32 protein-coding genes and 2 pseudogenes are annotated in these 26,972 nt (G+C 54.2%); 8 read left to right on the top strand and 26 right to left on the bottom strand.

Annotation, left to right across the window (positions count from 1 at the left end):
- Nucleotides 1–207 precede the first annotated feature (207 nt).
- From BLT55_RS29655 to BLT55_RS29615, 9 genes are all read right to left on the bottom strand, one after another.
- A complete protein-coding gene (locus tag BLT55_RS29655) occupies nt 208–1,140 on the bottom strand; it encodes a TrbL/VirB6 family protein (RefSeq protein WP_055002154.1) in 933 nt (310 codons plus the stop codon).
- Nucleotides 1,141–1,150: 10 nt separating this feature from the next.
- Nucleotides 1,151–1,504: a hypothetical protein gene (locus tag BLT55_RS29650; RefSeq protein ID WP_053486259.1), complete on the bottom strand. Its 354-nt coding sequence runs from the start codon at nt 1,502–1,504 to the stop codon at nt 1,151–1,153.
- Between the two features lie 32 nt (nt 1,505–1,536).
- Nucleotides 1,537–2,223, bottom strand: a complete 687-nt coding sequence (virB5, locus tag BLT55_RS29645) for a P-type DNA transfer protein VirB5 (RefSeq protein WP_074801910.1) — start codon at nt 2,221–2,223, stop codon at nt 1,537–1,539.
- The gene (locus tag BLT55_RS29640; protein ID WP_223862802.1) at nt 2,220–4,718 is read right to left on the bottom strand and encodes a VirB4 family type IV secretion system protein; all 2,499 of its coding nucleotides are present in this window, start codon (nt 4,716–4,718) and stop codon (nt 2,220–2,222) included. The genes virB5 and BLT55_RS29640 overlap by 4 nt, the downstream gene beginning before the upstream one ends.
- The gene (locus tag BLT55_RS29635) at nt 4,621–5,109 is read right to left on the bottom strand and encodes a VirB3 family type IV secretion system protein (protein ID WP_004667055.1); all 489 of its coding nucleotides are present in this window, start codon (nt 5,107–5,109) and stop codon (nt 4,621–4,623) included. The genes BLT55_RS29640 and BLT55_RS29635 overlap by 98 nt, the downstream gene beginning before the upstream one ends.
- 12 nt (nt 5,110–5,121) lie before the next feature.
- Nucleotides 5,122–5,457, bottom strand: coding sequence for a conjugal transfer protein (locus BLT55_RS29630; RefSeq protein ID WP_074801931.1), 336 nt, complete (start codon nt 5,455–5,457; stop codon nt 5,122–5,124).
- Nucleotides 5,457–6,164, bottom strand: coding sequence for a lytic transglycosylase domain-containing protein (locus BLT55_RS29625; RefSeq protein WP_055000370.1), 708 nt, complete (start codon nt 6,162–6,164; stop codon nt 5,457–5,459). The genes BLT55_RS29630 and BLT55_RS29625 overlap by 1 nt, the downstream gene beginning before the upstream one ends.
- A 12-nt stretch (nt 6,165–6,176) precedes the next feature.
- A complete protein-coding gene (locus BLT55_RS29620; RefSeq protein WP_055000371.1) occupies nt 6,177–6,419 on the bottom strand; it encodes a hypothetical protein in 243 nt (80 codons plus the stop codon).
- 88 nt (nt 6,420–6,507) lie between these two features.
- On the bottom strand, nt 6,508–7,020 hold the full coding sequence (locus tag BLT55_RS29615; RefSeq protein WP_055000372.1) for a transcription termination/antitermination NusG family protein: 513 nt from the start codon (nt 7,018–7,020) through the stop codon (nt 6,508–6,510).
- 245 nt (nt 7,021–7,265) lie between these two features.
- Between BLT55_RS29615 and BLT55_RS29610 the strand changes: the two genes are divergently transcribed.
- A complete protein-coding gene (locus BLT55_RS29610; protein WP_005769798.1) occupies nt 7,266–7,622 on the top strand; it encodes a helix-turn-helix domain-containing protein in 357 nt (118 codons plus the stop codon).
- Nucleotides 7,623–7,640: 18 nt separating this feature from the next.
- Here BLT55_RS29610 and BLT55_RS33665 read toward each other — a convergent pair whose 3' ends face one another.
- Together BLT55_RS33665 and BLT55_RS29605 are read right to left on the bottom strand one after the other, a co-directional pair.
- Nucleotides 7,641–7,817, bottom strand: a complete 177-nt coding sequence (locus BLT55_RS33665) for a hypothetical protein (RefSeq protein ID WP_167359991.1) — start codon at nt 7,815–7,817, stop codon at nt 7,641–7,643.
- A 210-nt stretch (nt 7,818–8,027) separates the two neighbouring features.
- The gene (locus BLT55_RS29605) at nt 8,028–9,359 is read right to left on the bottom strand and encodes an MFS transporter (protein WP_031598409.1); all 1,332 of its coding nucleotides are present in this window, start codon (nt 9,357–9,359) and stop codon (nt 8,028–8,030) included.
- Between the two features lie 290 nt (nt 9,360–9,649).
- Between BLT55_RS29605 and BLT55_RS29600 the strand changes: the two genes are divergently transcribed.
- Nucleotides 9,650–10,531, top strand: coding sequence for a LysR family transcriptional regulator (locus BLT55_RS29600; RefSeq protein WP_055000373.1), 882 nt, complete (start codon nt 9,650–9,652; stop codon nt 10,529–10,531).
- Nucleotides 10,532–10,856: 325 nt separating this feature from the next.
- Here BLT55_RS29600 and BLT55_RS29595 read toward each other — a convergent pair whose 3' ends face one another.
- Together BLT55_RS29595 and BLT55_RS29590 are read right to left on the bottom strand one after the other, a co-directional pair.
- Nucleotides 10,857–11,474, bottom strand: coding sequence for a hypothetical protein (locus tag BLT55_RS29595; RefSeq protein WP_055000374.1), 618 nt, complete (start codon nt 11,472–11,474; stop codon nt 10,857–10,859).
- Complete coding sequence (locus BLT55_RS29590; RefSeq protein ID WP_019740157.1) at nt 11,471–11,737, bottom strand: hypothetical protein; 267 nt, start codon at nt 11,735–11,737, stop codon at nt 11,471–11,473. The genes BLT55_RS29595 and BLT55_RS29590 overlap by 4 nt, the downstream gene beginning before the upstream one ends.
- Nucleotides 11,738–12,054: 317 nt before the next feature.
- Here BLT55_RS29590 and BLT55_RS29585 point away from each other — a divergent pair, with 317 nt between their 5' ends.
- Nucleotides 12,055–12,624, top strand: coding sequence for a hypothetical protein (locus tag BLT55_RS29585; RefSeq protein ID WP_055000375.1), 570 nt, complete (start codon nt 12,055–12,057; stop codon nt 12,622–12,624).
- A 216-nt stretch (nt 12,625–12,840) separates the two neighbouring features.
- On the opposite strand, the pseudogene BLT55_RS29580 reads toward BLT55_RS29585, so the two are convergent.
- From BLT55_RS29580 to BLT55_RS29570, 3 genes and pseudogenes are all read right to left on the bottom strand, one after another.
- Nucleotides 12,841–13,135: pseudogene (locus BLT55_RS29580) on the bottom strand (DUF4113 domain-containing protein); the annotation flags it as partial.
- A gap of 833 nt (nt 13,136–13,968) precedes the next feature.
- Nucleotides 13,969–15,111 (bottom strand): IQ calmodulin-binding motif-containing protein, encoded by a 1,143-nt coding sequence (locus BLT55_RS29575; protein WP_104442846.1) that lies wholly within the window; start codon nt 15,109–15,111, stop codon nt 13,969–13,971.
- A 354-nt stretch (nt 15,112–15,465) separates the two neighbouring features.
- Nucleotides 15,466–15,609 (bottom strand): annotated as a pseudogene (locus BLT55_RS29570) (transposase); the annotation flags it as partial.
- Between the two features lie 207 nt (nt 15,610–15,816).
- Between BLT55_RS29570 and xopAH the strand changes: the two are divergent.
- From xopAH to BLT55_RS29545, 5 genes are all read left to right on the top strand, one after another.
- Nucleotides 15,817–16,788: a XopAH/AvrB family type III secretion system effector gene (gene xopAH, locus BLT55_RS29565; protein ID WP_074801898.1), complete on the top strand. Its 972-nt coding sequence runs from the start codon at nt 15,817–15,819 to the stop codon at nt 16,786–16,788.
- A gap of 172 nt (nt 16,789–16,960) precedes the next feature.
- Nucleotides 16,961–18,187 carry an IS91-like element ISPsy3 family transposase gene (locus tag BLT55_RS29560; RefSeq protein ID WP_074801928.1) on the top strand — a complete coding sequence of 409 codons (1,227 nt, stop codon included), beginning with the start codon at nt 16,961–16,963 and terminating at the stop codon, nt 18,185–18,187.
- Nucleotides 18,188–18,461: 274 nt separating this feature from the next.
- Entirely contained in the window at nt 18,462–18,743 is a 282-nt protein-coding gene (locus BLT55_RS33170; protein WP_057424767.1) for a hypothetical protein, read from the top strand.
- Nucleotides 18,724–19,953, top strand: a complete 1,230-nt coding sequence (locus BLT55_RS29550; RefSeq protein WP_074801624.1) for an IS91 family transposase — start codon at nt 18,724–18,726, stop codon at nt 19,951–19,953. The genes BLT55_RS33170 and BLT55_RS29550 overlap by 20 nt, the downstream gene beginning before the upstream one ends.
- A gap of 273 nt (nt 19,954–20,226) precedes the next feature.
- Nucleotides 20,227–20,508 (top strand): hypothetical protein, encoded by a 282-nt coding sequence (locus BLT55_RS29545; protein WP_057414130.1) that lies wholly within the window; start codon nt 20,227–20,229, stop codon nt 20,506–20,508.
- Between the two features lie 300 nt (nt 20,509–20,808).
- Here BLT55_RS29545 and BLT55_RS29540 read toward each other — a convergent pair whose 3' ends face one another.
- The 10 genes from BLT55_RS29540 to BLT55_RS29495 form a co-directional block, all read right to left on the bottom strand.
- Nucleotides 20,809–21,336, bottom strand: coding sequence for a hypothetical protein (locus tag BLT55_RS29540; protein ID WP_074801895.1), 528 nt, complete (start codon nt 21,334–21,336; stop codon nt 20,809–20,811).
- Nucleotides 21,337–21,451: 115 nt separating this feature from the next.
- On the bottom strand, nt 21,452–21,745 hold the full coding sequence (locus BLT55_RS29535; RefSeq protein WP_005730619.1) for a type II toxin-antitoxin system RelE/ParE family toxin: 294 nt from the start codon (nt 21,743–21,745) through the stop codon (nt 21,452–21,454).
- Nucleotides 21,745–21,930, bottom strand: coding sequence for a type II toxin-antitoxin system RelB family antitoxin (relB, locus tag BLT55_RS34280; RefSeq protein ID WP_003348562.1), 186 nt, complete (start codon nt 21,928–21,930; stop codon nt 21,745–21,747). Before relB ends, BLT55_RS29535 begins: the two co-directional genes overlap by 1 nt.
- Before the next feature lie 86 nt (nt 21,931–22,016).
- Entirely contained in the window at nt 22,017–22,310 is a 294-nt protein-coding gene (locus tag BLT55_RS29525; protein ID WP_055000310.1) for an HU family DNA-binding protein, read from the bottom strand.
- Between the two features lie 195 nt (nt 22,311–22,505).
- Nucleotides 22,506–23,807: a replication initiation protein gene (locus BLT55_RS29520; protein ID WP_074801892.1), complete on the bottom strand. Its 1,302-nt coding sequence runs from the start codon at nt 23,805–23,807 to the stop codon at nt 22,506–22,508.
- Between the two features lie 397 nt (nt 23,808–24,204).
- Complete coding sequence (locus BLT55_RS29515; protein ID WP_055000813.1) at nt 24,205–24,432, bottom strand: hypothetical protein; 228 nt, start codon at nt 24,430–24,432, stop codon at nt 24,205–24,207.
- 16 nt (nt 24,433–24,448) lie between these two features.
- The gene (locus BLT55_RS29510) at nt 24,449–25,351 is read right to left on the bottom strand and encodes a hypothetical protein (RefSeq protein WP_055000812.1); all 903 of its coding nucleotides are present in this window, start codon (nt 25,349–25,351) and stop codon (nt 24,449–24,451) included.
- 353 nt (nt 25,352–25,704) lie between these two features.
- Complete coding sequence (locus BLT55_RS29500) at nt 25,705–26,133, bottom strand: GntR family transcriptional regulator (protein WP_074801886.1); 429 nt, start codon at nt 26,131–26,133, stop codon at nt 25,705–25,707.
- A 363-nt stretch (nt 26,134–26,496) separates the two neighbouring features.
- The gene (locus tag BLT55_RS33660; protein ID WP_015060871.1) at nt 26,497–26,634 is read right to left on the bottom strand and encodes a hypothetical protein; all 138 of its coding nucleotides are present in this window, start codon (nt 26,632–26,634) and stop codon (nt 26,497–26,499) included.
- A gap of 76 nt (nt 26,635–26,710) precedes the next feature.
- The coding region (locus BLT55_RS29495; RefSeq protein ID WP_074801883.1) for a hypothetical protein at nt 26,711–26,972 on the bottom strand (262 nt) is incomplete at its 5' end.

Below are 26,972 nucleotides of genomic sequence, written 5' to 3'. Positions count from 1 at the left end.
GGTACAGGAGCAGGCTTGTGGGTAAAGGGCATGTCTTCCCACTGCCCTTCCGGTTCGGACAGTTTGGGTGCAGAGCCACACCCGGACAGCAAGGCAGCCGAAAGCAGCCCGCTCAAAGCAAGTTTGACATTCATAGTGGAGTACCTGAGAGAAGCGAGGGTGTTGCGAGTAGGGAGAGGATGTAGCCAGTAACGATATATCGGTGTGCTATTTGATGTTGTTGCGTCCCCTCCGCAGTCTTGAAATGCCGGCGGCGGCACCGCTGGTCATGCTTCTTGCTGCTCCAAACCCTGAAATTTTGCTGATCATTCCGCCTCCGGAGGGACCGCCGCCCATGATGGAAGCTGCTTGCTGAGGCAGTTCGATGACCAGCGCTGTGAACGTGCAAAAGACAATCAGGATGGTGAGATTCCCCTCCAGGGTGGTCGTCAACGTTCCGTCTTTAATCATCATGGTGTTGATAAAGCCGATTTCGATGGCCAGCACAACCGATATCAGAACTTGAGCCAACATAAAGCCCGCGATGGCTGATACCCACCCCCAGAAATACTGCCTGGTCTGGTCAAACAGCAGAAAGGCAATGAACAGAGGCCCTACGGCCACAATAGCCGTTGTCGAGACTTTCAGTACAAACAGCGTAGCCACGGCAGCCAGTAAGAACGGGATACCGCCCAGCACGTAAAACACCACCCCCTGAATGCCTAACCAAATATTAGCAAAACTGGTGTCGAATATATTGAACTTCATAGCCCCTATCAGGGCTTTTAAGTTGGAGCCGTAAACAACGATCAAGCTGTCGATCTGGTTGGTTTGCGTGCCCTCCTGGCCGGACAAGAGCCCCCCCATCCAGTTGGGCAAGCCGGTGACGAAGGGCACAATCGTTTGTACGTACCATTGCACACTGAACGCACACGCGGTGATGGCAGCCATTTTCATAATTTCTTTGGCCACATCCTCGAAGGCAACGTTCATCCCCCGGTACAGCCAGTGCATGTTTCGCAGCGTGAAGTGGATCAACCACATCGTCCCGAAGAGCGCTCCTAGCCCCAGCATCACCTTGGCCATCCCGGTGACCAAGGCGCTTTGCAGGGCGGCATCAACGAAATTGAACAACGTCTGGGCTATGTTTTTGATGTCCATGCCGCCTCCGTTATTTTGCTCGGGTGTAGGTGGTGCTGTCGAAATAGATGACATCACCGTCCAAACGCATGGTTACAAGACCGCCACGCATACTCAGTACCGTATCCGACTCCGCCTTGGCTTCGAGCAGCTTCATGCTTTTTTCTCTTTTACCACCCCCCCAAATGTCATCCGTGGTTTCAAGGTTTACGTGAAACATTTCTCCGTCTTTTGAGATATCCATGACAAAGGTTGGTTTACCCATCCTTTCCATGTCTTCTCCAGTCCATCGCCCCACAAATCCATCCCCTTTGCTATCGAAGCAACCCGACAGCGCCAGTGCAAACAGGACCAAGCAAGAAAAAGCCGTCATTCTTTTAAACATGGGTCATCTTCCCTTCTGAATTTATTGGTTAATCACTCGTAACTGGGCCGCACGCTCGTTTTACCGTTCATGTAATCACTGAACGCTTGGGCCCGTTTTTCGTTTTCCATCTTCTCTTGCTGCTGCTGAAGCATCTGCATGTTGGCCAGCCGCATCTGCTGGTTCTGTTGCTCGATCAGCTCCTGCTGGTAACGCAGCTGTAAATCCTCCTTCTGCTGTGGGGTCGTCACCTCGTTTAGCCGTGCCCGTAGGAACTCGGCGTTCTTGACCCGTTCGGTGCTGGCGTTGTAATTGCGCTCCAGCGCATCGGCAACCGACATCATCTGGTCGAATTTCTGCTGCACGCTGGCATTATCCGAGGTTAAGCCGTAGCGGTCACGCAAACTGGCGATGTCCCGTGCCGTGCCGTAGACATCGGCCCAGTCCCCCATGGGCATCACCTTGTTCAAGGCCGGGTCGTTCAGGAACCCACCCAGCATGTCATTGCCGGTGATGATGCTCTTGTAGTGGTTGTACTGCTGCGCGGTCTCGCGGATGGCGTCCTTGGCCGTGGTCAGTGCATCCATGGCCTGCTTGGCCTGGGCCAACGCATTCGCCCTCAGCGTGAGCAGATTAGACGGGTCCAGGACCGGAACGCCTGGTACTGCTGCGTAGGCCGCAGGCAGGGCTGCGGTCAACATGAGCGCACTCAGCGCGTAAGCAATCGCGTGTTTTTTCATGACGCATCCTCCATTTCGTTGTGTTCCTGAAGGGCCTTCCAGGCTTTTTGGAAGGCTGGTAGCCAGCGCTGTGCATCCCGCGTGTTCATGGACTGGCGCAGGTTGTCGGCGTAGTCGAACGCGGGCAGCCATACAGCGGGGTCGTCGGTGTTCAACCATTGGCGCACGGCCTCGGCCACCAGAAACGCATCGATCCACACCTTGGGATCGGTCGTGCCCAGGTGTTGCCGGATGCGCTCGGCCACCGGCAAGTTCTGTTCCGTAGCAGACAGCAGCGGCAACCAGTATTTGAGCGGTTCACCCAACTCCATCTTCAGCTTCACCGTCTGGTGACCTTGCTGCACCACCATTTCCCGGCTCAGCGGCCCCATTGTTCGCACAGCTTCAAACAGCTTGCCCCTGACGCCAAACTTGGCGTAGCTCTCGGCCTGGGCGTTTTTGTTGGGCAGCCAGATGGGCGTAATCACCTGCTGAATGACCGCCGGAGCATACTTCGTCGCCAGCGCTTGCTCGGGGTACTGGGTGTCCATGATCAGGATTTCCCCGCGCATGCGTCCGCTTTGCAGCACCTCCTGGATGGCGTCTGCCGTACTCTTGAAGGACAGCGGTGCCCAGTACTCGGCCACCACGTTGAGCAGCAGGTTGCCGGGGCGGGCCTGGTGCATTTCGCGCTTCATGTAGAACAGCGTGTTCAGAAACGCCTCCATGACCTCGGGGTGTTTCTCGGCATAATTGTTTTTGAGCAGCTGCGTGCAATCGAAGGCGAGACGCCGGTAGGTCTGCGCATCGAACTGGTTGACCGGCGAATCCAGTACCCAGGCGTATTGCCCTACACGGCCCTCACCGGCCAGGCGACACCATTTCAATAGCCGGGTCCGCAAGCAGTTTTCGCCTTGTTCGGGGATGTTTCGCAGCAGCAATGACATGCTGCGATTGCGCACGTTGGTGTGCGCCATGACCGCCTCGATAGAGTCCTTGATCCTTGTCTGGTCAGCGTCGTTGCTCTTGTCAGGGCCACCGGCGCAGCACAGCACCAGGTCAAACAGCATTTGCCGCAACCCCGGACTGTCGTGAAACTGGAACGGGTTGACGCCGGTGAATTGCCCCAGCTGCACGGTGTAATACTCGGCCCCCAATGCACACAGCAGGTGCCTCAGCGACTCGTTGTAGTCGATACCGAAAATCAGCGGATCAAAGCGGCTGAGAAAGGTCAGCAGGATGGCCTCAGCGGTGGTTTTACCGACCCCCGTCTGCCCCGTGAAGACCGCATGCCCTGGCAGCATTTCACCGAGGTTGTTCTGGCCGGGCGGGCTGTCGTGCACGTTGAGGACATACAACGCCTTGTTGGCCGTCAGCACGGGCATGACGCCTGTCCCGTCACCAATGGGGTTGCCCTTGACCTTGCCCGTGGGGGTGGAGTGCAGGGAAAAGCTGCACGCCAGGTTCTCGGTCGATTTCATCATGGGGTACATGGCCTCGGTCACACCGGGGAACTGCGTGTACCAGGTGTCGATGTTGCTCATGGTCGAACGCACAAAGGTCGCGTCACGCACCGTAAACACCGACGCCATTTTCGTGCCGTTCTCGATGGCCTGGTCCGGGGTCTTGCCGAAGACGATCAGGGAGGCGTGATAGCGACCAAACGCCTTGTCGCCCAGGGTGATGGCCTCGATGGCATTTTCAAGCTCCTCGGTCTGCCTGGAATCGCGCTCGACCGAACCCAGATCCGCCACGTGCTTTTTGAATTTGTCCTTGGCCTTGTTACGGTCTTCGAACAGAAACGTTTGCACCAGGGTGAACTCGAATTGCTGCTCGATGGCCTCGTCCCACATGCCAGGGTAAGTCCCGCCACTGGGGTAGTCGCGCAGATCAAAGGTCGTCGCAAAGCGCTGGCCACCCCGATTGGGCCGGTTCTCGACAAAATCGTAGTTTTCGAAGTTGGTGACGCTATCAATGATCGCGTCACCCAGGCGGGTATCACTGACCAGCACGTCTTTTTCATGGCCGTTGATCAGCAGGCTGTAGTAGCGCCCGATCTGCGAGAACAGCGCGCCGTGTTCGTTTTCCTCCAGCCCCATGATGACCGGGTCATATTCGGCCAACAACGTTGAGGACAGCGACAGCAGGTCGCTCATGCGCTCGATCCCTTCATCCACCTCGCGGTATTTGAGGATCAGGGCAATGCTGTACCCGACCTGATAGAAGGTGCCGTTGCGAAATGGTGCGGTGTAAGCGTCCACGAAGTCCTGAAGCGCGGGCAGCGGCAAGGTGTACGGCGTGTCCAGCTCGATGCCCGTCTTGGTGATGTAGGTTTGCAGCATCAGGTGCTTGCCTTCCTTCTTGCCCAGGGCCAGAAAGTAGCGGTTGAGGTTGTGGAACAGGTGGACCAGTTCGTCATCACTGCGGGTCTCGCTGGAAACCCCCTTCAACTGAATCAGACTCACCAGGCGATTGCCGGGCAGGGTCACCATGTGTTCGTGGACCGGATAGCGCATCAATGGCGCTTTCTTTTCCGGGGGCATAACGCTTTTGTGAAAATCGTGCGCCATAGAATTCATTCCATTGCGGGTTAAAGGGGGTCAGCAACAACGGTTTGCCGTACTTGAGGCTCAGCCAGAGACGCCGCCGCGCAAAGCGGATACGTCGCAGGTACTGCGGATCGATCAGGCCCACGACCCTCAAGGCGATGAGGGCAATCAGGAACGGGGAGGCAGCGACCAGGCCCCACACCCAGGACAGCAGGAAGGTCGCGGCTACACCGAAGACCAGGCCGCCCATCAGCAAGCCCACCATCGGCATGATGGGGATGTTCCAGAACATCGCGGGCCGACTCATCGCGTTGTAGCTTTCGAAGGTCAGTTTCTTGAGTACTTCGTTACCGGCCATAAGCGCTCCTGGTCAACCCGGCACGCCGGTGCCGAACACCTGCCAGGCCGCCGTGCCAAGAACCACCGAAGCCCCGACGACCAGAATCACACCGACCTGCTGCAGGTAGTCCATGAAGGTGTGCGAGCGGTCGCCCGTGGAGCGAGCAATCAGCCATTGGGCACCTGACCAGATCAGGCAAACCAGGCCCAGGGTGCCCGCCAGGGTATAGATGCCCAGACGGATATTGCTTCCCCACTGGTTCAGCGTTGTCAGCCAGTCAGCGGAGGCGATACTGGGCAGGCAGGCCAGAGCCACCAGCAGAATGCCCAGCTCGCCTTTGTTGGGCACAAGGGTACGTTTGATCATCATTGATCCTCTTGAGGGAGAGTTGAGGGTTCATCAGGGGGTGAAGCGGGAACAGCGGGTGCAGCGGATGGAGCAGAAACAGCCGGTGTTGCCGGTGGCAGATAGCGCGGGTACTGGCGCAGCACGTCCCAGCTTTCATAGGTCGGTTCAACCGTGGAAGCCGGGGCCTGAGCGCGCTGGAGCTTGTTCGGTTCAGGTGATCCGCCTTCCAGTGCAGGGACCGTCACGGTGGTCGTGCCTGCGTTGGCCAACACCCGTTGCACATGGCTGCTACCGCCAAAAGCGGCCTCGGCCTTGAAGCCGCGTTTGGGGTTGCCGCTGTAGTAGCAGGAAATGGCCTTGTGCAGCGCTACCTGCCGGTTGGGCTCCTTGGCGCTGGTCACTGCATAGCACTGTTCAAGAACAGCGGCGGCCATGCGCAGGTTGGTGCAGGGTTCGAATACAGTTTCAGGGCGGCTGACATCGAAATGCTGCCGGTTGATTTGGCCCAGGCCGATGCTGAAGTTAGCGCCCTCCTCCACCAGCTGCTTCACCACCAATACAGCTTCATCCAGGCTTTGCGGTTGACGCGGCAACACTTTGCCGACCACGCCAATGGCATAGGGATTGAAGGAGGATTCTGTCTTGACGATGGGGGTAAGCGTGGCTGGGTGAATCGAGGGAGCGCATTGCATGGCCAGGGCCAGAAAGGCACTGGTGGTGAGCATTGCAGGTTCCTTCTAGTCAGTAGCCGTAAGAGGCGTGCCAGGTGCCGCTTTTTGGGAATCTTCAATCAACTGCTCAACGGCCATTTCAAGAAAATTATCGATCAGATACCGAGCGAGCTCCGAGGGTGAAATCTGCCTGGAGCTTTGGGTTTCATAGCTCACCCGTATCGCAGCTTTATTCAGCGCCTCCACCCTGATCGGTCGGATATATACGCTTGATGTCTTGGTGGTTGCTTCATCTTCGGATGACGCCATGGGAACTCCTAAGGGCTGTGAGAACGCAAAAAAACACCGCCTGGCTAGACCAGGCGGTGAAATGGGAAATCGTGGGAAGTGGTAATGCCTAAGCGGCACGTACCCTCGAATAGCAAAGGGTTCCGGAGCGTCTGACAAGGCGTTCCAGCGCTGCGTCCTGGGCCAGAAGCGCAAAGAAAGCGGCTTTGCGCGAAGCCTCAGATTTCATGTCGATGATCAGACGAAGCGTTTTTTCAAGCTCGGTCGGCACATTGCGAAACTCGATGCAATCGAGCGGACGGTTAGAACGAACCATGGCAACAGCCTTTAATTCCTCTACCGTGCTGTCCTGCATAACACAGGTTTGACCGCCGAACTGAACGAACCCATGGGCGCCGTTCAACGCTGTGATGGTGGTGGTGTGCGTCACTTGGGGATCGAAGCGCAGCAGCAGATAGCCAGGAAACAAACGCACCACCTTCTCTGTCGATGAAGGGCGATCAGGACGTTTGCGGTAGGTAATGCTTTCGGGGGAATACACCTCCACATCCAATCGCTCGATCGACGTGATAAGTGACTGGTAAACGGAAGAATTGTGCATCAAAACACGCCAATTTTTCATAATCGGATCCTTTTGATCAGGCGCTCTTTCGAATTCCCAAACCGCTGAGCGCAGGGGCGAGTGGTGTGCTGATGAAAACCAGCTCCATCTGTATCTGGGCCATGGGATGGCCAGCAGGTGATGGATTTGTAGAGGACAAAATAAATCACATCGAGCAAAAAGTAAACACAAAACGATACTTTATCTATATTTGGCTACTTAAAAATCGATAAATGTATGAAATAATTAGCTTTTTTGGAGTGGAAATGGACTCATTAGGAGCGTTTATTGGCGTTCGAGTGCGAGCTTTCAGGAAAGCGCACGGGTTCAATCAGGATCAGCTAGCAGAACTCGTTGGTTGCGAGAAAATGACAATCAGCCGATACGAGAGGGGGGTAGGCACTCCTAACCTTGATCATCTCGTGAAATTATGTGTGGCATTAAAAATTTCCCCGGCAGAACTTTTACCAGCTGATGGCATATCTTCTTCCAGGGAGCATCTTCCAAAGCTCCGTGATGAGGCCGTAAAAAAAATACTGACAATAGATTCGACAGATGGTTTGAAAGACGTAATCCGTCTAGCAGACTGGATTTTAAACTCTCAGGACATTAACAAAATTTAATGATTTATAACCTATGAGCTAACAAAGCCCGTATTTGTTTTTTATTTCTTTCATGCGCTCAATATAAAGCTCATAAAATTTTGATGATTCATAATCAGGCGTAATTAATTTAGTAGAAGACACAGTCAAATATTTTTCAACATACTCGGCAATAAAAACGAGTTCTTTTATATCTGATTCGGTCTCTTTGTCCATACTCTCTTCCCTCACGCTAAAACACACCTATCTTGATGTGACGAAATATAAGCAGTTTTTCATTCTCAATCTGTTCTTGATACGCATAGCAATGAACTAAGCGCTAGCTGCAACGTTCCTGGAAAATTAAGCTTAGCGTCAAGAATTTCAATAACAGCTTAACTCCTCGAATCCATAACATCATTTTAGCACCTCTAAGGAATCGCTGATTTATTCAATTTTCGTCCCAGAAACGCTCTGCGCCCGTGGCATGTTATGGGCGAAGCTAGTCTTACGTAGTACAAAGAGGCCCATACAAGTTATCAACGCTGCGGCGGCGAGATAGTAAGACACCACCATATTGTCGCCTGTTTTGCTCAGTAAGGCCGTGACGATCAGAGGCGTGAAGCCGCCGAACACTGAAACCCCAAGCGCGTAGGAGAAGCCCACCCCTGTTGCCCGAAAAGTTGTGGGATACAATTTGCTCAAGACTGTGGATGCGCACGCTGCGTGGCAAGCGAGGAGCAGAGCAATGACAATCTGTGCAGCAACCAATGCAGGCAAACTAGGGTATTGAGTGAGCATGTAGAACAAGGGGTAGGCACAGATGACAGTCAAGCCTGCGCCGAAGAGCATGGGCCTGAAAGGTCCCACGCGGTCAGCCAATCGACCAACCAGCGGACAGGTGCAGATCATGACCAGGCTGTAACATATCTGACCAATGAAACTGTCTACTGGGGTCAGATGGAGTTGACGAACAGTATAGGTAGTGAAGTAATTGGAAATATAAGTCGCTACGGTCCAGAACACCATCACCGACAGACCCAGAAGCAACGAGCGCCTATAGGTAATGAACTGTCTAAGCAACGGCAGGTTTCGTTCCTCGACGGAGGTTTTGCTGAACAGCAATGTTTCAGGCACTGAGCGCCTTATGTACCAGCCCACCGGCCCTATCAACAGGCCGAACGCAAAGGCGATTCGCCAAGCTCCATCAAGTATCTGCTGCTCGTTGAAAAACGAGTAAAGGGCCAAGCCCATGCAACCTGCCGTCAGCACGCCTGCACCTTGCGCTGCCTGCTGCAGCGATGCGTAGAAAAATCGTCGCTGCGGCGGAGCATTTTCGACCAACATGCACACAACGCCACCAATCTCACCTCCTGCTGAAAACCCTTGGAGCAAGCGTCCCAGCAGGATGATTATCGGAGCTAGTACGCCTAGCGTTGCATACGCCGGACAAATGGCCGGAATAATTGTGCCAGCAGCCATCATTAAGAGCGTTAGGGACAGCGCCTTTTTACGACCGACACTGTCGGCATAACGCCCCAGTACCAATGCGCCGATCGGGCGAGCGAGAAATCCGGCCGCAAAGGTGCCCATAGTCAACAGCATCGCGTTGAGTTCAGACACTGCGGGAAAGAACACTTTTGAGATGGGGATTGCAAAAATTCCGAAGGCGATGAAGTCATATATCTCCAACACGTTGCCCACCGTCGCCGCCGCTGCCGCGCGCCGTAGCGAGGCTGGTGCAGACTGCTGTTCCATCATACTGGCTACTGAGTTCATGAACGGTCCATGTTAAATATGCTATTCGTAATTTTATAAATTTTATTCGCCACGAAAGCACGTTTCTGGCTTTATGCTCCGTGTGAGCATTAGTATAAACAAACGTATTTTACTGAGATAACACTATCGACATTACCAACCTATACTTTCTAGGTATACCATACCTTACTAATCTGACGAGCTATCCGATAATACAAATCAGCCGTAATTGGCAATAAAGCCGGGGGAATTTCGCAAAATTACTTGCATTCCACTAATTTTCAACCTTAACCCTTTACAAGGTGGTCCGTGTGGAGCTTCGTCATTTGCGCTACTTTGTTACGGTTGCCGAACACCTCAGCGTGTCAAAGGCTGCGCGGCACTTGCACATAGTGCAGCCAGCGCTAAGTCGGCAGATCCGCGAGCTGGAGCAAGATTTGGGTGTCGATCTGTTCCGACGAAGCTCCAAGGGAGTAGAATTGACACCGGCCGGCGAACAATTCATTCGTGATGCACGGGCCATCATGAGCGACTTGCAAAACGCGCGTGAGCGTGTTGCCCGGATTGCTAATGGCCAGTATGGCGCGCTACGCATAGGTATCGCGCCCAATTACAGTTGGCACCCATCGATACTACGACCGTTGCGCGAGTTCAAGCGATTGCAACCCGATATAACCCTCATGCTGGAGCCAGCTCTTGCGGCGCGTCAACAATTGAAGATAGCCGATGGCAAACTGGATGGTGGTTTTCTGGCCTGGCGCGATCCAGAGAACCCGGTTTTATCCGGGCTAGCGATGTTCGATTGTCGGCTTGTACTAGCGGTGCCTCGTGACAGCGAGTTGCATCTGAACCCGCCGATGCATCTCGCCGACCTGCAAAACCAGCAGTGCGTGTGGTTCTCCAGGGATAAGGCACCGAGCTACTACGATTTTTTGATTAACAGCTGCCATGTCGCCGGGCTATCACCGCAACTGGTTCACCTAGGAGCGGATATCAATACCGTGTTGGGCCTGGTGGGAGCAGGCATGGGCTATTCAATCGTGCCTGATTCTTCGCAATACAACTGCCCCAGCGAAGTGGCGCTCGTGCCGCATCCTGAACTCACCGGACTCTACACCATTGAGTTCGTCTGGCGCAGTGATTCTGAAGACCCCGCGCTATGGCGCTTGGTCGATCACTTCAAAAGCGGTTAAGCCACTTCATCAAGGCTTCTGCTACGCACGGAGGGGCCATGTGGCCTGCGAACTCTCGCAGCAAGTGCAGATACTTAGGGAGGCGCTGATTTATTCGATTTTTCGTCCCTGCAACGCTCTGGAGGCCTTGATTTATCTGGGGGCAACAGCTGGGTTTTAGAATAAATCAGCGTCTCCTTAGGGTCTGAAAGCTGGCATATGGGCAGGTTACGGACTGTGTTATAGTCTCGCTCGGACATAATATTTCCCTCTCAGGATGCGTTGTGTTCCACGCTGGGGATGGTTCCAGCCATGCCCCGGCACCTTTATTGCCATACGCTTGCTACTATTTTTTCTGTGCCAACGTGAGTTGCAGACGCTCGGATAAAATTGAGAATGCTCTACGGGCCGCGTTACGTACCGGCGTTGATGGACTGTCTAAACGTTGTCCTAACAGCTCAAGCGCAGAGTTGACGAAGTAGATAGGGGTTTTGACTACCCGCCCTGGGTACACTTGCTCCAGCGCATCAATAAATTTCTGTGCAGCCTCTTGGGCGTGTTTGTTTGTAGGCCAAGCAGACGGCAACGCCACAGCATTTGGCATTGCAGCAAGGTCGCGAGAAATAGTTTCTAAGTCTTCTTCTGATCCACGAAAAGGCAGGATGGTTAACTGCGCTTGCTCGGAAATGGCCCTGTCCAGTTCGGGCCGATTCCCGCCTCCATCGATGATTAACCATCCGTTCTTGGTGTTGCTGCTTGCAGTAATAATTTTGGCCAGTTCTGCCCCATCCCTTCCGTCCATTACGCCATAAGGACGACCTTCTGGCTTGAGAAGTCGATGTGGATCAGTTAACACATAGGCAGCTGGCTGACCCCGTAGAATTGCTCCTAGGCTCATCAGATGCGCTGTAGTGGTTTTGGTGGTACCGCCTTTCTGCCCACCTATAAAGATCAAATTACTCATACCTGCGCCCCTTTTTCTAGCACCTCCAACATGATTTCCTGAACAGACACGTTGCGCCCTTCTTGCTTGCTTCGCTCAGCAGCTTTACCAACGTAGAGGCTGTACAGAGAACGCGCAGGCCGTAATGTCATCTGCATCGTGCCACCCTCCCCGGCCACTTTTTTTACCGCCTTTTCTGGAGCTGGAGGCGGTGCGACTAACGACGCCGAGGCAGCAGCAGTCAGTGTTGCAGCGAGGTCTATCACACCTTTTGAAGTTTTCATCTCATAGCCTCATAAATTCATAGCTTTTTAGCCTCAAGCAACTATAAACCAATAACTTTACAGCTTCAAGCAGTTATAAACTTGTGAGGTTGTGAGGTTGTGAGGTTGTGAGGTTGTGAGGTTGTGAGGTTGTGAGGTTGTGAGGTTGTGAGGTTGTGAGGTTGTGAGGTTGTGAGGTTGTGAGGTTGTGAGGTTGTGAGGTTGTGAGGTTGTGAGGTTGTGAGGTTGTGAGGTTGTGAGGTTGTGACATCACCTCGCGCTATGTCAAGGTTTACGCGTAAAATCGAGCTCTTAACCCGTGTGCTTGAGGACTGAGCTTGGCTAAATTTCACGTCGACTCTATCCAAGAGTGGCAGCCGTTCGAGCACGACGGTGTTAAGTACGATCTCGGTCACCTGTCATCGCACCTGGTAATCTTCAAGGCAGACAAAAAAGACTACGAATTCGTTGTGACTTACGGCCTCCACTGCTTCACGAAAGACGACACCGGCACCAACATTCCGTACTGGTACGAAGACGGTCGGCATGGGCAAATGGTCTGCCTGGAACGCTACGAAGCCTCTAAGCAGCTCATGGGCATTATAGAGAAGCTGGACGCCGCTACGATCTACCACACGGAAGGGGAGCGGTTTTTCACCATGCGCGTGTTGAACAGCGCTACCGGTCTGCTGGAACCGTACAAAGTGTGTCTAGCGTTCTATCGTGAACACCGCTTGCTGCGGATTCACGTCACCAGCGCGTATTTCGCACGCACTGGCGAAGGCTCAGCGGATACCCCGATCAGCAAAAAGGGGTTCAGTATCTTCAAGGTCGCGATGGATACACAAAAAAAACCCAAAGGCCAATACCCCAAGGAAGTACGGAATCGGCCGAAGCCGCAAAAGTGAAGGGCCAGAAACGGCGAATCCCGCTCTAGGCGGGATTCTCAGCCGTCGATTGCATGCGTTCGACGGGGCAGGACGCTGTTACCTGGCACTGGGCCATCTGACTTTCATCAGAAGCGGGGCGCGATCAGAAGATCCCTGTAACCACCCTGTAGTTCACGCCTAGGCGCAGTCAAATAATGCGTCATAGTTGACACGTATGTCAACTATGACCACGGATCACTTGGCCTTTACAACCCACAGCTGATCAAGCCGCGTCGTGTAACTCTGGCTCATTTGCTCACGACGCATGCCCAAGTCCGGCGTCATAGGCACTGAACCAGTGCGCAAAGTCCCACGACCCACTTGCCATTGATCATATCCAATGCCGACATCAGTCGATCCGAACTCACCGGCTGATTGGTCATGAAAAGATCATCGGTAAATTCACTGGTTGGCAGATATCCATCAGTAGCACTTCGGCTTTGCTGTACCTGAAGCCTGGTCGAAAAATCCGTGAAACCGCCTCCGTCGCGTAATGGGGGTTGTAAGCCGGAATCCCAGAAATTTCCGTCATGGGCGGGAAGCCAGTACTGGTGCGGATTGACGCCAAACAGTTGTTTTCCGGCAGCGACACCGCCAAGCCGAAAACGGCTTGATTGAGCGGCCAAATATGTACGGAAAACCGTATCGGATAGCAAAAGCAGCCGGGAACCACTCTCATGATGTTTTCCGACGGAATTTTCGGGGATTCCGGCGTACACCCCCTAATGTTGTGGCCTTGGAACTGGCGCAAGGCCATGCCCGGCTCAACCAAGTAGACGCTTTTCCAGAGTCGCGATTGTGGTAAATTAGCTAATTAGCACAATCGCGAACTGACCTATTCCTGTGCTTAGCGCCGAAAGGACACAAAGGTGTAGCGGTGCAAAATGATACGGTTCAAATGGGTAGCTCTTTTCAGCATAGCTCTTTAGGATTGCTTTATGGAGAAATGAGCCACCCCTGATAGACTCTGTCCCTTTGGGTATACCAAAATGGGCCATATGACTACGACTCTCAATGTTGCGCGGGTGTACCTGCGTGTCAGTACCGAAGACGGGGTCCGGGGAGCAATGGAACCGAAAACCAACGTAAGGCATGGTTAGAGTTCGCTTTTCCCGTCAGATGGTGTGGATTAGCGAACTTTGATTTGCAGAACGAGTTTATCGCACTGCTTTTCGGGGCGTTATTGCCTTCGGTGGTGCTCGCTGAAGCGGTTTCATAAAACGGCGGTTTTATCGTATCGGCTAGGCTGCACGCGGGTTCACAGACACCTGCAAACCCCGCCGCTTGTAGGTGGCAGTTACGCATGCTTCGATTGGGCCTTCGCTATTGTTTACCCCCGACGGTGGAGTTGGCGGCAATGACGTTGGCGACAGGTCTCACACCCTCTTTAGGATCGCCACCTCGGGCGATTTGCATCAAGCCTTGCTCGTTCCGAATGCCTAGAAACACCGAGCCGCCTCCATCCAGATTGAGGGTGGAGACTTGGGCGTTTTTGGTAGCGCCTGTACGCGTGCCCGATGGATCAGCACCGACACAGGTAATGGTCTGCCAGTCCTCCATCTTCACACCCTTTGATCGCTGGCCATTCGCCGTCAAGGTGTGAAATACCGCATCGGTCGGAGCGTTCGACTCGTGGTGGAGCACGCTTAAGGCGGCTCGCTCGTTGGCGTCGCTGGCATGGGTAAGTGCGCCGGCAAGCTTGTTTAAGGGATTGTCTTTCCCCTCGAGTCGGTACTGGAACCGATCGGCATTGCCGAGCTTTGTCTGCTGTCCGCTCAACGCGAGCATTGGACCACTCGTGACGGCGACCTGGCCATTTGCAAATCGGAGTTGGCCATTGTCGTGCTCCCAGGCTGGCGCGACCGGTACATGGTCAGTTCGCGTCGCGGTGGGGCCCACGGGTCTACCTAAATCGCTCTTCCCCGCACTCACGCCATCGGGATTCCCGTCGATCCTCAGTTTTTCTTTATGCACGAAGTAGCCACCGTTGATGACAGCCGATGACGGGGGAGCATGTTGGAAAAGCTCTTTCGGCAACTGAGCATCTTCGCCGTTCTCCGTCCCGATCAACATGCCGGACTTTGCGCCGCCGAGGACAGCTAGCCTGGTGTAGGTTGCGCCGTCCTGCAATTTGTTCAAAATATCGGCGAGCGCTGTGCCCTCGGGAGGCGTGCCCTTAAACCCACCGTGGATCTTCGTCTGAATCATTCCGGGGACGGGCTGCTTCACGCTCACCGTGTTCGCTCGTACTTGGTAGCCTCTGAAGGCACTTTGTATGATGGTGGCGGCGTCATCTCTAGGATCCTCAGTGGCGGGCTTTTGCGAAGCACTGCGCGGCTTAGGTCCGGAGATCGCGGGATTATCTGATGCAGTTGTCGACAATGATGTGTTGATAACCGGCGCGTTGAAGTCGACGTGTTCAGAACAAGTAATGTACAGAGTTGACGGTCCAATGATCTTGGTCATTTGAAAGTACCTATCGAATTGACTGGTGGGTAACTATTGATGCATAGAGATTTTGATTTTCCGTAACTTCTCACTGATTTTCCTACAATTCAGTAGCGTGGCGGCGGGCTGAATGACTGCTGAAAACCGCCGACCTCCGGCAACTGGCTAGGAACAGGGCAGCCTGCGGCTGCAAATCGCCCGTTCTTATGATCGCGTAGCAGCAGAAACATTGATTTGAGCTTTGTCATGAGGCCCGTTATTGATCATCATGAAGCCTGCTTACCCACCGCTGCTGCTTCAGATGAGTCCAGCCTACACACCTCGACCGCTCAAAAACCTCTTCACCGCCAATCAATGCTGGGCACACCTCCTCAAGCTGTTGCGGATCAGATGCACGATGCAGGTTTGCAGCGTCGTGGCAGGAAAAACCGCTCCCAAAGCCTCCGGTATTCCTTTGAGGCCATCCGTGACGGCGATCAGAACATCCTCAACGCCACGAGTCTTGAGGTCGTTGTACCCGGAATCGTCGATGTATCGGAATTGGCGCACTGTATAGGAATTTTGAAACTCCTATACATTGAGGTTTGTAGGCTGGACTCATCTGAAGCAGCAACGGTGGGTACGTAGGTTTCATGATGATCAATAACGGGCATCATGACAGAGCGGAACCGAATAAGAGGTTACTACCACTAAGGCTCGTCACCTAAAAAACGGGGTTTAATTATGGGATGCATTACTTCAAAACCACTGGTTAGCTCTCCCCGGTGGCATAATTCAGCTACTAATTCCGAAAATTTAGAAACTGGTCAAAGAAGCCATAAAGCCTCTCGTTATGGTGCTATTTCTGGATCACCGGAAAGGAGTGAATTGACTTGGCATCAGCAGTCGTTGGTTGGCGTAGCCCGATGGCCTGACAAAGAATATAATAGAGATCATGTCCCCCTGCAAATGGAATACGGTAGGTCTTTTTGGAATGAGTCGCGAAAAATAGGAAGTGCATTAGCTAATGGTGAAATTCAGAATTTTGAAGACTTATGGGAGAAAGCACGCGATTGGCGATGTTCAATGGCTAATCATGATGAGAATATATTTAAGAAACCTCGCAATAGTTATAATGAGTTTCCTTTTACAACCCCATTAATAAATCAATACAATTATATTAAAGAAAGATATAGTTCCCGTACTGATGGGAGCTTGCAAAAACTCGATGATGAAGGCTTATTGCCACCAGCAAAAGAATTTTTGATAACGGATAAGATTTTTGGAGAGCCAATAAGCCTGACAAAAATAGTTTGCAGTTCAGATAGTTCTGCGCACCGAGACCAAAGACGATATTCGGATTTATGGTCGCGAGGCTTAGACTATGGAGAGCCACACTACATCCAACATACTTCATCGGAAGAAGTCCCTAAAATTCTTCATCATGTAAACGATTTGTTTAATGAGGTCCTACAATCAAACTTATCTACCAAGAAAGCACTTAAATTTTTAGGCGAAATTCACTGGTGGTTGGCACATGCTATGCCTGATGAAAGGGGGAGCGCAGCCAAGAGTGAGCTTTGTGTACGTGCTATAGCCCAAGCCAAGGGCTTAGATTTACCTCCTATGAAAAGTGGAATAGTTCCAGACTTGGAAGCAATGACTATGTCGCGTGAGCAATTTATCAAGCAGTATCCGTCAATGTTTGATGATTAATGCAGAGAAGCCCGCAGAATTCGTAACAAATCGTACTAGGTTCATGCATAGGCATTTCAAAATGCCTATGCATGAACAGGGCAGCCTGCGGCTGCAAATCGCCCGTTCTTATGATCGCGTAGCAGCAGAAACATCGATTTGAGCTTTGTCATGAGGCCCATTATTGATCATCATGAAGCCTGCTTACCCACCGCTGCTTCAGATGAGTCCAGCCTACACACCTCGACCGCTCAAAAACCTCTTCACCGCCAATCAATGCTGGGCACACCTCCTCGAGGAGGGCGGCTTGCGCGACATCGAAGTCGAGTCCGTCACCAAAATGCTGGCCTGCGGCACCTCGATCCTGGGCGTCAAACACTATACCTGCGGCAACCACAGCTGCCCGCACGTCAAATACCTGTGCAACACCTGCAGTTGCCGCGCCTGTCCATCCTGCGGCAAAAAAGCTACCGATCAGTGGATCGCCAATCAACAGCACCGCTTACCCGAGTGTACCTGGCAACACCTGGTGTTCACATTGCCTGACACCCTGTGGCCGCTGTTCTTTCATAACCGTCACTGGCTCGATGCCTTGTGTCGCCTGGCCGTCGACAACCTGCTCTATGCGGGCCGACGCCGGGGCGTGGAGGTGGGTGTTTTCTGCGCCATCCACACCTACGGCCGGCGACTTAACTGGCACCCACACATCCATGTCTCGGTCACCTTGGGTGGGATCGATGACGCAGGTGTCTGGAAAGATCTGTCGTTTCATCCATCAGCCTTGCGTCGGCGCTGGATGTGGAATGTACGCCAGTACCTGCTCAGTCAGTGGGAGCACACCACCGTCCCACCTGAAAACGCTCATCTGCAGAGCGAAAATGACTGGCGTCACCTTGTGCTCAACGCCGGTGGTCAGCACTGGCACATCCACTTGTCGAAGAAGACGAAAAACGGCAAAAAGACCGTCAATTACCTGGGCCGCTACCTGAAAAAACCGCCCATCTCGGGCAGCCGATTGGCCCATTACACCTGCGGGGCCACGTTGAGCTTCACCTACCTGGATCACCGCACCAAGACCTATCAGCAGGAAACGCTGAGCCAGACCGACATGCTGCGCCGGGTGGTGCAGCACATCCCGGAGAAGCACTTTCGGATGATCCGGTATTTTGGATTTCTGGCCAACCGCGTCTGTGGCCGACAGCTACCCCGGGTGTATGAGGCGCTACGCATGGAAAGGCGTGGCAAAGCGCAAAAACTGTATTTTGCGCAGATGAGCAAAGCGTTCTTGCATCGGGATCCGTTCAGCTGCGTGCTGTGCGGAGCGCGGATGGTGTACACCGCAGCCATCGCCGGCCTGACCGTGCAGGGCTTGATCAACAACGCTCAAAGCATCGCGCAATTGAAGTACGTGCCGGCCTGATACGGGAGAGGTGCGTCCAAAATCTGGAAAAGGTACAGAAAAGTCGCTTTCAATCCCTTTTTCGGCGTGGGTGATGGGTGAAAAAAACTTTTTGCCGACATCGATGCCACATTGACATCCCCCCGAGGGGACCTTTTTCGGCGGATTACCCTGTATAGGAATTATTGAAATTCCTATACATGAACTGGGCAGCCTGCGGCTGCAAATTGTGGGATTTTGAAATCGGTTATCATAGCCGAAATCGAGTCGATCCCTCCTCAGCACAGGCTTACACATGGCGTCAGAGACCAAAAAACGTAAACGGGCGAGCCGGGCAAAAGCCAAGGCAAAGCAGACCCGTCTCCAACGCGCCGGGCATACCACCTTCGTTCCCGATACCGACTTTTTCTTCGATATCGATCCTTTGGGTGATGTCGATCTTTGTAGTTGCTGCCAGACAACGTATCTGAACGACATGTTTCCCGACGCTTCTTGCGTAAGCGTTTCGATGAGAGAAGGGCCAGGCGGATTCGCCATCACCGCCGTCATTCACCACGATGAGGAGCCGCCCTGCTGACGTGGCCTCTGCACCGCCTGCTTACAAACCTCGACCGCTCAAAAACCTCTTCACGGCCAACGGCTGCTGGGCAGATTTGCTGGAGGCCGGCGGTCTGCGCCAAATCGAAGTGGAGTCGATCAGCAAAATGCTCGCCTGCGGCACCTCGATACTGGGCGTCAAACACTACACCTGCGGCAACGACAGCTGCCCGCACGTCAAATACCTGTGCAACACCTGCCATTGCCGGGCCTGTCCTTCCTGCGGCAAAAAGGCCACCGACCAGTGGATCGCCGTGCAAAACAACCGTCTGCCCGACTGCCCCTGGCAGCATCTGGTGTTCACGCTGCCCGACACGCTGTGGTCCCTGTTCTTCTACAACCGCTGGCTGCTTGATGCGCTGTTTCGTCTGGCGGCCGATAACCTGATCTACACCGCCAAGCGGCGCGGTTTGCGCGTCGGGATTTTCGGGGCGCTGCACACCTATGGACGGCGGCTCAACTGGCATCCCCACGTCCACCTGTCGGTGACCGCGGGCGGCCTGGATGAGCAGGGCGTCTGGAAAAATCTGTCGTTCCACAAAGAGGCCCTGCGGCGGCGCTGGATGTGGCTGGTGCGCGATTACCTGCTGGGACAGCCGCTTTCGCAACTGACGATGCCGCCGCCGCTGGCCCACATCCACTGTGAAAGCGACTGGCACCGTCTGATACTGACCGCTGGCGGCCAGCACTGGCACATCCACTTGTCGAAGAAGACGGAAAACGGCCGAAAGACCGTCAATTACCTGGGCCGCTACCTGAAAAAACCGCCGATCTCGGGCAGTCGTCTGGCGCATTACACCAACGGGGCCACGTTGAGCTTCACCTACCTGGATCACCGCACACAGACCTATCAGCAGGAAACGCTGAGCCAGGCCGACATGCTGCGCCGGGTGGTGCAGCACATCCCGGAAAAGCATTTCCGGATGATCCGGTATTTTGGTTTTCTGGCCAATCGGGTGTGTGGGAAATACCTGCCGAAGGTGTATGAAGCATTGAAGATGGCGACGCCAGGACCGACACCGAAGCTGTATTTTGTGCAGATGGCCAAAGCCTTTCTAAACGTCGATCCGTTCCGTTGCGTGCTGTGTGGCGCGCGGATGGTATACACGGCGGCAATCAGCGGGCTGACGGTACAGGGACTGGTCCTCAACGCTCAGGCGATCGCGCAGATGAGGTACGTGAAGCCCTGACAGGGGGAAGGTGCGTCCGCACCTAGGCTTCGCGGTGAAATAACCTGCATTAACGCTGATTTATAGGGATTTTCACTGCATAAGTAACGCATCAGCGTCTTCCTACACATCGCTATGAAGGCATGACGCCTCCTTCCAAGCGTCAGCTTGATGCATAGGCATTTTGAAATTCCTATGCATGAACAGGGCAGCCTACGGCTGCAAATTGTGGGATTTTGAAATCGGTTATCATAGCCGAAATCGAGTCGATCCCTCCTCAGCACAGGCTTACACATGGCGTCAGAGACCAAAAAACGTAAACGGGCGAGCCGGGCAAAAGCCAAGGCAAAGCAGACCCGTCTCCAACGCGCCGGGCATACTACCTTCGTTCCCGATACCGACTTTTCCTTCGGTATCGACCCTTTCGGTGATGTCGATCTTTGTAGTTGCTGCCAGACAGCGTATCTGAACGACAGGTTTCCCGACGCTTCTTGCGTAAGCGTTTCGATGAGAGAAGGGCCAGGCGGATTCGCCATCACCGCCGTCATTCACCACGATGAGGAGCCATCCTGCTGACGTGGCCTCTGCACCGCCTGCTTACACACCTCGACCGCTCAAAAACCTCTTCACGGGGAGCCCGCAGAATTCGGAAAAAGTCGTACGTTAAGCACTGCCGACAGGAGGCATGCCCTCGTGCAACCTGGACTGTGTCCGATTGAAGTACATCTCAACCGGGTGTCAGGCTGCTCACTGGCACCGCGTCAGACTAGGGCCGTTTTCTGCATTTTCTAACGCCGAGGCGTTTATCTCTATGGTCTCAACCTGACAGGTCGAATGCTTAACGTACGATTTTGTCCGTTTTCTCTATCGATCCCTTTAATGAAGGCCCGTGCATTTCTGAATCTGTGACAACTGGCGGACCGAAGGCGGTATGACGCGCGCTAGCCATTTTTCATCCAATGGCGGAATGGCACCTAATTGTTCTGCTATGTACACACATTGCAGCAAGGTTTGCTCCAGTAGCAGATAGGGCGCACCGGTTTCGTCTTCCGACATTTCCAAGAAAGACGGTGACGTCGTCGCCTTTGTGGCCTTCTTGGCATGCTCTACGGCAAATTTCATATCCAAACGCTCTAGCCTCGACTCACTAGAGACCGTCACAACGGGTTTACCCCATTGCTTGTTAAGCTCGGCTTTGCTCCACCAGGTGGTACCTAACGGTGCCACCAGTTTCGCTTCCTCTAAACTCCATAGCGCGTCTAACATCTGCTCCAGACTGAGCATAACCATGCGCTCACCATTGACCTCCAATTCGAAGGCCAGCCGCTCTGGCGTATTGTCATCCTCATCGAATCGAACTCTGGTCGGCCAAGCTATCAATTTCAAGTCATCAGAAAGCTGCAATGTCCTCTCCTGTGATCATGGAAAAAAAGGGTCCGAAGAGCAATGGAATAGCCAACCAACTTAAGCAGCATCGAAGCATGAATACCAGCACTTCCCTGGAACGCTGGAGTGAGCACTACGCTAGTCCAGTTTGGGGATATTCTTGCCGTGCGTGGACGACGTTCACCACTTCTATGCGCGTTGAGGTGACGCGATAAAACACCAGGTAGTTAGGATGGGCCACGATCTCGCGCATTCCTGGAACGCGGTCACTTATCGCATACAGATAAGGATGTTCTGAAAGGGGCAGAACAATGCTACGCAAGCGCTGCCACAACCTTTCGGCAGCAGCTATATCACGTAAACCTATGTATTCGATTATTGCCGCCAAATCGTTGTCCGCTGATTCTAGCCAGAAAATGGGTAGCATCAGGACGCTCGCCGATGGCGCAATCGTGCCAACCGCTCTGCCATCCTTCGCTCGACTTCATCATGCGGGATAGCAGGGCGAGAGTCGGCCAGACTTGCCTCCACCTTCGCGCGTAGCCAGGCGGTGTAATTGGCCTCTAGCTCTTCAGTTTCAAACTCCGAAACGATAGGCGAACGATCAATCATAAGGATTTTCTCCATTTATCTCTGAGTGAGTTTACACCCGAGCGACTGACGAAGGAATTTTCGGCGGTTCCGGCGTGCAACCCCTTCTATGAGACGCCGCCCTTGTTGATCGCGTCGTTCAGCACTTTAGCCGAGACGAACTTGACGACTTTCTTGGCAGCGATTTCGATAGAGGCACCAGTCGAAGGGTTGCGGCCAGTGCGTGCTGGACGCTCTGCCACTTTCAGTTTTCCGATGCCCGGTAGAGTGATTTCTGCACCGCTTTCCAGTTGGTCGGCAACGATCTGTCCCAATTGCTCAAGAGCGTTACGCGCGGTGTTTTTTGGCACGTCGATAGCTTCAGCAATACCGGCAACCAATTGGTCTTTCGTCAGAGCCATGGTGGTGTTCCTTCCCTATCAAATTCATTTGGATAGCAGAGTAAGGGGTCAGCTTGGGGCAGGCAAGAGTCACGCTCTCCAATAGCAGCCCCCATCTACCACGAAATGTAGAGACACGAACCAGGCATGAGTTAGGTCCGAATACTCACTGACGTAGTACTGAATTCATACGCGCACTCCCCATCATGAACCATCCTAATGTTCTGTTTTTAAGGGCTCTCCGGCTTGCGGCCCCTGCGGGACCGCAGATATCTGATGTACACCATATTGCACACTCGAGGCGCGGCCATCAGCAGGCTGACCAACGGGGGCCTGAACGGGTGGGGTAGTGGGTGAACGATCTTGCCGAGGTGGTACGGACACAGCCTTACGGCTGGCCCTGAGAACGCTCACAGTGGCCGGTTGGGCGACTTCAGTGAGGATGTGCGTGTAGCTGGCCACCGTTCTCACCGAAACTCCGGCGAGCGTTGCAATCGCAGAACGCACCAGTGCCTTGCCCTGGTCTTGAAGCTGCCTGCACGCGGCACGTATCTTCGATTCTGTGGCTTTGTGCCGCAGCTCATTGGTGCGCTTCGCAGCGAGGCTCTGCCGCTCGGTGAGCGACAAGCTGCTATCGAGCTGCATTGCGCCTCGATGGCAGCGACGATCACCGGTGTACCGATCCCACGTCCAGCGGCCTACGGATTTGACCGTGGCGCGTATCGACGACAGCGGCAGGTTTTCCGAAAAACCCTGCTTTAGAAAGCTGTTGTGGTTGTACGCATACGCATCGAGAGAGCGCATAAACGACTCAAACGAACCCAGCTCGCGCTCGCGATTGACGATGCTGTACGCAAAATAGCGCAGCTGCTCGAACAGGATGCAGTGGCGCGAATGGCTGACCTGGTCCAGCTTGGGGCCTGTGGCCCAAGGCTTGACGGTCAACTCCACAGCGCTCGCCAGTTCGCCCAGTTCATACACGTGGCTGTGAAATTCGGTCGTCTCCCACCAGGGGTGGCCGGGTGTTTTGGCCACGGGGCCACCGTGATAGTCCACGTCTGCGTCGAGGCGAGCGGCAAACGCGGCATAGATCGCTTTCATGTACTGAATCGGCTTGGCCCGTGCGTTCTCGGTGGTGCACACGGACGGCACGGCATAGAACAACTGGGAATGGCCGCTTTTGCGGTTGCGCACCATCAGGTTCGGCGCAGGCAACCCGGCATCGTCCCAGGCCAAGGCGTTGGCATGGTCGAGGTCGAACACCAGCCACGACACCATGCCGGGGCGATTGACCTGCATATAGGGATAACGCAGCGCGTATTCACGAGGACGGACGCGAGTCGCGGTTTTGTCGTCACTGCACCGCGCCATGTACGGCGCTTCCAGCAATAACCGGTTGAGCGCAGTGCCGTCTTCGAAGAAACGGGCAGGCGGCATGTGGGTGCTGCTGGCCAGCGGATCGGTGTTGGCCGTGGATGAGGTCGCGAGGGCAAGACTGATCGCGTTGTCGTGGCTCATGCTTCACCGCCTTGGCCAACTGGTTGGCCGACGGCGTGAAAGGGTGTGACGCAAGGGGTCAAGTGGGGGGGCAGGGTGCTGTCATCGAGGTCGCACAGCAGCTGAAAAATCTTTTCCATAAGTCCACCGTTCAGCGGTGAACTGAAGGCTTCACTTTTGACGGCTTGCACAAAGCCGCAGTGAACGCCATAATCAGCTCACGTTATGTGTGTTGAACAGGTTTCCGCCTTCTCAAACGGCCTGTTCAGGATTTCCAAAAAGCCCCGCCGGCAAGCGGGGCTTTTTGGTTTCTGCGATTCGTGAATCTACATCGTCGCTTTCCTGCAAATAAAACTGTGCCGGATAGTAGCATGGGACCTCCGCTTTTCGCCCTACAAAATCCGCTGCTTTCAACAAGCTAGGACGCTTTCCTGACCACCACCGGTCCTGCCGGGCTCGATTTGTTCAACAGCCGTGTGTAAAGCCCGCGCCGGAACCGCTGAAAATCAGCCGCGTCAAGCCAGACGGCACCGGCCTCCCATGCGTCCCGAGGCACACCGTCGAGCCGATCCTGGCTGATCAGCTGATACGCTTCATCGTTGCGCCCATCGTCGTTGCAGATGAATTTAGAAAGGTGGTTTGTCATGGTGGTCTTTCCTCAGTTAGCGTTTCAGTGCAGGTACATGGCCATCCCGCGCAAAGGGTACTTTTGAGCCCATAAACTGAAGGTCCGCTTCGGTGCTCAAAACCTTCACTGCATGGATGTAGCTGTCGTTCGCAGCGAAAACGTCCCCGCCTGGGAAGTCGGCCAAGCCGTTGACGATAGCGGTGTGACCTTCCAGCCTGAACGCGCTTGGAACATAAGCGCCGGCATTCTCGGAAACGTACAGGATGGGAAGTCGGCCATGGTCCGTTGCACGTGCCGCGAAGTACGAATGAACGATACCGGCGCGCTGTTCGCTGACGGGATCGTCACGTGAGAAGAGGACAACCCAAGGACGCCAGCGGCTTTCGAGTGCGCAGTCAGCCAACTCCACGGGAAGGTTATGTTCACGTAGGTCTAGGGCTCGAAACCCCATCAGTGTCTCGTGTAGCTCCAATTCGGTTGCAGCCTTGAATAACGCCGTGTCCTGAATCGCTGCTGCGGTGCTTTCTATCAGGATCAAGCCAGGCCGTACCATTGCGCTCATTCGCTCCAGGAGCAGAATCAGTGCAGGCCGCAGTGCGTGTTGCTGCTGCCCGATGAACAGCAGTGGACCGACATCAGCAAAATCCAGGTCCAGGCGAAAAAGGGTATCCAGTACGGACTGGTGAGCGTCGCTCCGCCCTGTGAGTGTCCAGAACGGATTGCGCCGGTTCATGCCCAGCCGATCTGAGAGGGCATCAAGAGTGGCAAGGGAGGTGAAGCCTCGCGAAACTGCCATAGCCTGCTGGCACACAGCGAGCGAGTGCTCTGTGCCAAAGACCTGCTGTGATTTCCTCTGGAGGCGCTTGGCGTCGCGCTTGAGCGAGGTGAGATTACGAACAGCTTGCAGGCTTAAAAGGCGACTCAGTGAAGTGCTCATGGGGCTCCTTTGCGCCATATGCGGTGACGCCTTCTGGTTCGATGGCTGTGAAAGGATGAGGCGTAGCTCAACCGGACAAAGCGCTGGATAACGCGTTTACAGCCCACTCAGGACAAGATCGAGAGCTGGGCTTGGCGGGGTCATTCAGCCATGAACGCACAGCACGAACAGAGCAAGGTTTTTGTGTGTGTTGGCAGATCAATGCCGCGCTATCTGCCAGGGTTAATCCATGGGCGTCTAATAGCTTTTGATATCTGGTGCGAGTATCAGTCGGTGTTGTCATATGCAGCCTTTTGGGTCTCGAAGAGGCGGACAGGCACGTTTGTCACAGTGCGTTTCTCCCAACGGGAGCATTAGCAAGGGGTCGGGCGCAGTCGGCCCAGGACGCGCAGGATTTCGTTTTCAAAGGCGACTTTTGCTTCGAGGTCGCCCAGCTGCGTATGCCGTTCTGCCACGCACCTCAGCAAGCCAGGCAGGTGACCGTGCCGGGGCAACTCCTGGCCGTTCGTGACCCGATAGCCTTTGTGATACGCCGTCGCGATGTAGCCCTGCGTCTCCAGCGAACGCAGGGCTTCACGCACCGGCATCCGGCTGACCTGGAAGGCATCGGCAATGGCTTGCTGCGTGAGCCGTTCACCCGGTTCAAGTCGTCCGTCCATGATGGCTGCGCGCAGCGCTTCTTCAATGGTCTCGCGGGGCAGCGCTATGGGCTGTGCCAGGCTGTGGGCCAGGTGTTCAAGCACCTGCTGAGCGTGCAGTTTTTGCGTTCTGTGGTTAATCATGTCCTTCACCTCTTAAACGAATGCGAGCTGGTCCCTGCGCTGTAGCGCTGGGCTCAGCGCTGCACATGATTGAGGGGATTGTGATGCGTATCAGGGGGTGTACGCCGGAATCCCAGAAAATTCCGTCGGAAAACATCACCAGAGTGGTTCCTGGCTGCTTGTGTTACCCGATACGGTTTTCCGTACATATTTGGCCGCTCAATCAAGCCGTTTTCGGCTTGGCGGCGTCGCTGCCGGAAAACAACTGTTTGGCGTCAATCCGCACCAGTACTGGCTTCCCGCCCATGACGGAAATTTCTGGGATTCCGGCTTACAACCCCTATCAGGAACCGCTTGAGAGCCCCGAAAAGCGGGGCGGGTCGATCAGTCGATGATCAGGCTGGCTTTCTTGCCGGTGGCCGCATAGTCCTGCCAATGCGCGATAGCCTGTGCCTGCTTATGACGTGGGTAGCGAGTGCGAACATCGCCCTGTGCCGTGTGAAGAATGACTAGATATTCCATCGACATGCCCCTTGGACTTTGCGTCTTGATGGGGCAATTGTGAAGTATATTTCCCAAAAGATAAAGAAATATATTTCTATTTTAGGATTGCCGGGAGCGCCATCACGGCATCGTCGTAGTACCTGGGCCGGTCTCCATCCGCAATGATCTGATGCACTCGGCGTTTGCTCATGGCCCAGCGTACGGCCAGCAACTCAGGCTCCCAGCCTCTACGTTTTATTTCAGCCTTGAAGGCTTCTGGTGCCATCGGCACAAGCTCTTTGACTTCCAATTGGATTATCCGGATGAGAAATATGCTTCCATAGTAGTGGCTCACTGAAGGTGCGTCGAATGGTTTC

The sequence above is a fragment of the Pseudomonas cannabina genome (genome assembly GCF_900100365.1).
GTDB classification, from domain to species: domain Bacteria; phylum Pseudomonadota; class Gammaproteobacteria; order Pseudomonadales; family Pseudomonadaceae; genus Aquipseudomonas; species Aquipseudomonas cannabina.
Note: the sequence above shows the minus strand (reverse complement) of the source record. Positions and strands in the feature narration are given on the sequence as shown.

Excerpts from the sequence above, each read along its gene's own strand:
- BLT55_RS29510 (WP_055000812.1), bottom strand. The coding sequence starts at position 25,351 with ATGAGCACTTCACTGAGTCGCCTTTTAAGCCTGCAAGCTGTTCGTAAT.
- BLT55_RS29590 (WP_019740157.1), bottom strand. The coding sequence starts at position 11,737 with ATGAAAACTTCAAAAGGTGTGATAGACCTCGCTGCAACACTGACTGCT.
- BLT55_RS29640 (WP_223862802.1), bottom strand. The coding sequence starts at position 4,718 with ATGCGCTATCCGGTCCACGAACACATGGTGACCCTGCCCGGCAATCGC.
- BLT55_RS29535 (WP_005730619.1), bottom strand. The coding sequence starts at position 21,745 with ATGCTACCCATTTTCTGGCTAGAATCAGCGGACAACGATTTGGCGGCA.
- BLT55_RS33170 (WP_057424767.1), top strand. The coding sequence starts at position 18,462 with ATGGCGTCAGAGACCAAAAAACGTAAACGGGCGAGCCGGGCAAAAGCC.
- BLT55_RS29635 (WP_004667055.1), bottom strand. The coding sequence starts at position 5,109 with ATGGCCGGTAACGAAGTACTCAAGAAACTGACCTTCGAAAGCTACAAC.
- BLT55_RS29595 (WP_055000374.1), bottom strand. The coding sequence starts at position 11,474 with ATGAGTAATTTGATCTTTATAGGTGGGCAGAAAGGCGGTACCACCAAA.
- relB (WP_003348562.1), bottom strand. The coding sequence starts at position 21,930 with ATGATTGATCGTTCGCCTATCGTTTCGGAGTTTGAAACTGAAGAGCTA.
- BLT55_RS29650 (WP_053486259.1), bottom strand. The coding sequence starts at position 1,504 with ATGTTTAAAAGAATGACGGCTTTTTCTTGCTTGGTCCTGTTTGCACTG.
- BLT55_RS29620 (WP_055000371.1), bottom strand. The coding sequence starts at position 6,419 with ATGGCGTCATCCGAAGATGAAGCAACCACCAAGACATCAAGCGTATAT.
- BLT55_RS29515 (WP_055000813.1), bottom strand. The coding sequence starts at position 24,432 with ATGACAAACCACCTTTCTAAATTCATCTGCAACGACGATGGGCGCAAC.
- BLT55_RS29560 (WP_074801928.1), top strand. The coding sequence starts at position 16,961 with ATGAAGCCTGCTTACCCACCGCTGCTTCAGATGAGTCCAGCCTACACA.
- BLT55_RS29605 (WP_031598409.1), bottom strand. The coding sequence starts at position 9,359 with ATGAACTCAGTAGCCAGTATGATGGAACAGCAGTCTGCACCAGCCTCG.
- BLT55_RS29550 (WP_074801624.1), top strand. The coding sequence starts at position 18,724 with ATGAGGAGCCGCCCTGCTGACGTGGCCTCTGCACCGCCTGCTTACAAA.
- BLT55_RS29525 (WP_055000310.1), bottom strand. The coding sequence starts at position 22,310 with ATGGCTCTGACGAAAGACCAATTGGTTGCCGGTATTGCTGAAGCTATC.
- BLT55_RS29625 (WP_055000370.1), bottom strand. The coding sequence starts at position 6,164 with ATGCTCACCACCAGTGCCTTTCTGGCCCTGGCCATGCAATGCGCTCCC.
- BLT55_RS29545 (WP_057414130.1), top strand. The coding sequence starts at position 20,227 with ATGGCGTCAGAGACCAAAAAACGTAAACGGGCGAGCCGGGCAAAAGCC.
- BLT55_RS29575 (WP_104442846.1), bottom strand. The coding sequence starts at position 15,111 with ATGACCAAGATCATTGGACCGTCAACTCTGTACATTACTTGTTCTGAA.
- BLT55_RS33665 (WP_167359991.1), bottom strand. The coding sequence starts at position 7,817 with ATGGACAAAGAGACCGAATCAGATATAAAAGAACTCGTTTTTATTGCC.
- virB5 (WP_074801910.1), bottom strand. The coding sequence starts at position 2,223 with ATGAAAAAACACGCGATTGCTTACGCGCTGAGTGCGCTCATGTTGACC.
- BLT55_RS29500 (WP_074801886.1), bottom strand. The coding sequence starts at position 26,133 with ATGATTAACCACAGAACGCAAAAACTGCACGCTCAGCAGGTGCTTGAA.
- BLT55_RS29615 (WP_055000372.1), bottom strand. The coding sequence starts at position 7,020 with ATGAAAAATTGGCGTGTTTTGATGCACAATTCTTCCGTTTACCAGTCA.
- xopAH (WP_074801898.1), top strand. The coding sequence starts at position 15,817 with ATGGGATGCATTACTTCAAAACCACTGGTTAGCTCTCCCCGGTGGCAT.
- BLT55_RS29655 (WP_055002154.1), bottom strand. The coding sequence starts at position 1,140 with ATGGACATCAAAAACATAGCCCAGACGTTGTTCAATTTCGTTGATGCC.
- BLT55_RS29630 (WP_074801931.1), bottom strand. The coding sequence starts at position 5,457 with ATGATCAAACGTACCCTTGTGCCCAACAAAGGCGAGCTGGGCATTCTG.
- BLT55_RS33660 (WP_015060871.1), bottom strand. The coding sequence starts at position 26,634 with ATGGAATATCTAGTCATTCTTCACACGGCACAGGGCGATGTTCGCACT.
- BLT55_RS29520 (WP_074801892.1), bottom strand. The coding sequence starts at position 23,807 with ATGAGCCACGACAACGCGATCAGTCTTGCCCTCGCGACCTCATCCACG.
- BLT55_RS29610 (WP_005769798.1), top strand. The coding sequence starts at position 7,266 with ATGGACTCATTAGGAGCGTTTATTGGCGTTCGAGTGCGAGCTTTCAGG.